Consider the following 3,698-nt stretch of genomic DNA (forward strand, 5'->3'; position numbering starts at 1 on the left):
GATGAGCCGACCAACCATCTGGATATTGAAATGCGTGAGGCGCTGGCGCTGGCCCTGCAGAATTTCGAAGGCGCAATTTTAATCGTCAGCCACGACCGTCACCTGCTGAAATCTACCGTTGATGAATACTGGCTGGTAGATCATGGAAAAGTGCAGAGTTTCGATGGCGACCTCGATGACTATCACGACTACCTTAATAAACGCGAGGCGAACACGCCTACCGCGGAATGTGCTGCTCCTGCAACAGCCGATGTGAAGCAACCCGCTGTAGACCGGAAAGAACAGAAACGCATCGAAGCCGAAAAACGCCAACGTCTGGCGCCGATACGCAAGCAGCAACAAGCGGCCGAGAAAAAGATGGAAAAGCTTCAGTCTGAGTTGGCGAACATTGAGGAGACAATGGGCGACAGCGGTCTGTATGACGCCAGCCGCAAAGATGAATTAAACACATTAATTCAGCAGCAGGGGAAGTTAAAAACCGAGCTTGAAGAGATTGAGATGGAGTGGATGGATTTAACCGAGCAATTGGAAGCAGCGGAATAAAACACTCCACGGACACTCAGACAGCGATTAACGCCTGACGCATGGCATTGCGCAGAAAGCCGGGCTTCACTGGTTTATGTAATACCACAATACCGTCATCCGCCAGGGCTTTAATTCGTTCAGGCGCGGTATCACCGGTAATCATAAGAGCGGGCAAATTGGAGGAGAGCTGTGTTTGTATGTGCCGGATCAAATCCTGGCCATCCATGGCTCCTGGCAGACGATAATCACTGATCAGAATGTCTGCCCAATGCGGCTCGGCTTCAAACATAGCCAGACCCGCCTGCGCATCAGCATAAGCTCTCACTTCACATCCCCACCCCGCCAGCAGTTGTTCGGTACTGTCACGCACCATGGCGTCATCTTCGACGAGCAATACCTTAACGCCGGCAAATATCGCATCTGCAGATACTTGCGGTTTTAAGCCAGAAGGTGCGCCTGAATGAACATCAGGGGTATCACTTACCATGTCAGCTGTATCGGCTGGTACCTCATGCGCGATTGCCAGAGTAAGGGTGAATTCCGATCCCTTGCCGGGTTCTGATCTCACCTGCAACTCATGCCCGAGCAGGTTGGCAAGTCGCCGGCATACGGACAAGCCAAGGCCGAGCCCTTTCTGCCGGTCACGCTCAGGATTGTTCAGCTGTACAAATTCCTGAAATATTTTTTCCTGCTGATCCTTCGGGATTCCCATTCCGGTATCAGATACCCGGACAAGTAAACGAGCTGGCTGAGCGACTTCGGTCGAGATGACGACCTCACCCGACTCAGTATACTTAATGGCATTGGTGATCAGGTTTCTCAGGATATTCCCCAGCAGAACAGGGTCGCTGCGAACAGCATATCGGCAAGGTTTGATACTCAGTTTCAGTCCCTTTGCCTCTGCCACGGGTCTGGCTTCAATAATCAGGCTATTGAGCAGTGCATCGAGAGGGAAGTCAGTGACTTCGGCATGTACGTCGCCCGCATCCAGGCGCGATATATCAAGTAATTTCCCTAAGAGGTCGTCTATCGAGGTGACCGCAGAGCGGATATGAGTCGCAAGCTGTTGACCGCGATCGCTGGAGACTTCCTGCCGAAGCCCTTCAGAGAGCAACGACAGTGAATGCACAGGCTGGCGGAGGTCATGACTTGCGGATGCCAGAAACTGAGTTTTCGCCCGGCTGGCAGCGTCGGTAATCTCATACTGCTCGCGCAAAGTCTCGGCCAGGCGCATATTTTTTAACGTCAGTGCCATCATGTCTTTGTAAGTAATACTGCCCGAACGAGCGACTGAATAAGCGACACCAATGTAGGCAAGGAATGCCATACCCATCCCTTTGTACTGAGGGTCAGGTTGAATCAGACACATAATAATCATCGGCATGGTGCTGATAATGAGATAAGCCGTATGACTCAGTAACCAGATAGCATTGGTACTGACCGAGGAAACGGTAACCCCGATGATCAGAACAAATAACAGCGTCTGCTCAGAAAATTCCGCGGGATTAAAAAACAGAACACCGGCACTTCCCCACAGAGATGCCAGCACGAGGACGCCTGACATATACATGCCGCGCCAGAACGAAAGAGAACGGCGCTCATAGTAATTCCGGTAGCACCACAGCAGCCCCGTACCGAACACTTCAAGTCCGACACAGGCGGCATACCATAGGTATCCATAAACAGCACCGGCCGGTGGGCTCTGATTAACAATCAACACCGTTGTTAATATCAGAGTGCCAATCGTGATGGTGCTGATGCGGTCGTAAAGATCATCCGTTGCCCGGCGACGGCGAAACGCATTTATTTCATCATCGCTGAGCTGAATATCGTCTATCGGGCTGGTCATTCAGGCAGTAGTCCCAACCTGCGCACGGCATTCAGACACGCCGTCCGGTTTGTCACGCGGAACAGCCGGAAGACATCACGCAGGTGACCTTTGATCGTGTTCTCTGAGATATCCAGTTCACTGGCGATCACTTTGTTCGACATTCCCTGAGCCAGCAGGTGAAGAATTTCCTGTTGTCGTGGCGTCAGGCGTATATCCGGCAGCGCCTGCTTCTGGCTCTCAATCAGCTCCTGCCAGCCTTCTGGTAAGTATGTGCCGCCATTCAGGACTTCCTGAATGGCTTTGATCAACACCTCTGGCGGTGACGACTTGGGTAAATACCCCAGTGCCCCATGCTCCAACGCTTTGCCAGCGTCCGCTAATGATTCAGACGCAGAGATCATCATGACAGGTGAAAAAACTGACATTTGTTGCAGGCGCCGGATAAGCGTCAGGCCGCTGATACCCGGCAGATTCAGATCCATCAGTATGAGATCGGGTTGATCATCCATCTCATTCAGTACTTGCTCTGCCTCTTCGGCGGTACGGACCTGTGTTGTATTGCACGGCGCTAAAGACTGTTTCAGCAGCCCCGCCAGGCCTCCGGCAAAGAGTAAATGATCATCAACGATGAGGTAGTGCATCCATTCTCCTGCGACATCCGGGGGAACGCCTGCCTGCATTGACAGGACTGTCAGTTAGCGACACCCCACACTAAAGTATGGGATAAATGTACCGCAAAAGAAGGCTACGGTTCAGCAGGAAAATATCAGCAAGATAAAGAAGAAGTAGATTAAAGTGCCCCCTGATTATTGCGCCGGAATCACCGCCATCGTCAGACGCGAAATGCAGCTGAGCTTTTCTTCGTCGTTATAAATCCGGATTTCCCAGACCTGAGAGGTACGGCCACGATGGACAATTTTTGCGACTCCAGTGAGAGTGCCGGAGCGAACGCCACGTAGGTGGTTGGCATTAATCTCCTGACCCACCGCATATTCTTTGCTGTTATCGAGGCACATATTCGCTGCCATACTTCCCAGCGTTTCAGCGAACAGAACATTGGCGCCACCGTGCACTAACCCAATCGGTTGAAACGTTCGGGGGTCAGCCGGCATTGTGCCCTTCACCCAATCATCGCCAACCTCGGTAATCTCAATGCCCAGATTGGAGCAGGCGGTATTTTCCATCGCTTTGTTCGCTGCCGGGATATCTGGGGTGGAGAACCATATAGTCATTGCTTGCACTCTGAAGGAATAAAGCAGTTAGACTATGACAATCTGAGCCACGAAACCAGAGGTTCCACTGCGACGAAGTGTTTCAGCTACGCCTCCAAACAAGACGCTCC

Annotated in this window: 3 protein-coding genes and 1 pseudogene; 1 reads left to right on the forward strand and 3 read right to left on the reverse strand. The window is 51.9% G+C overall.

Annotated features, from left to right (window positions below):
* Positions 1-543: pseudogene (locus tag B2067_RS03015) on the forward strand (ABC transporter ATP-binding protein); the annotation flags it as partial.
* 16 nt (positions 544-559) lie between these two features.
* On the opposite strand, the gene B2067_RS03020 reads toward B2067_RS03015, so the two are convergent.
* The 3 genes from B2067_RS03020 to B2067_RS03030 form a co-directional block, all read right to left on the reverse strand.
* Positions 560-2,374, reverse strand: coding sequence for an ATP-binding response regulator (locus B2067_RS03020; protein ID WP_301387402.1), 1,815 nt, complete (start codon positions 2,372-2,374; stop codon positions 560-562).
* Positions 2,371-2,997, reverse strand: coding sequence for a response regulator (locus B2067_RS03025; RefSeq protein WP_301377210.1), 627 nt, complete (start codon positions 2,995-2,997; stop codon positions 2,371-2,373). The genes B2067_RS03020 and B2067_RS03025 overlap by 4 nt, the downstream gene beginning before the upstream one ends.
* A gap of 165 nt (positions 2,998-3,162) precedes the next feature.
* On the reverse strand, positions 3,163-3,588 hold the full coding sequence (locus tag B2067_RS03030; RefSeq protein ID WP_068435805.1) for a hotdog fold thioesterase: 426 nt from the start codon (positions 3,586-3,588) through the stop codon (positions 3,163-3,165).
* Between the last annotated feature and the right edge of the window lie 110 nt (positions 3,589-3,698).

Origin of the sequence: Thalassolituus sp. UBA2590, assembly GCF_002339775.1 — a bacterium.
Lineage (GTDB): Bacteria > Pseudomonadota > Gammaproteobacteria > Pseudomonadales > Oceanobacteraceae > Thalassolituus.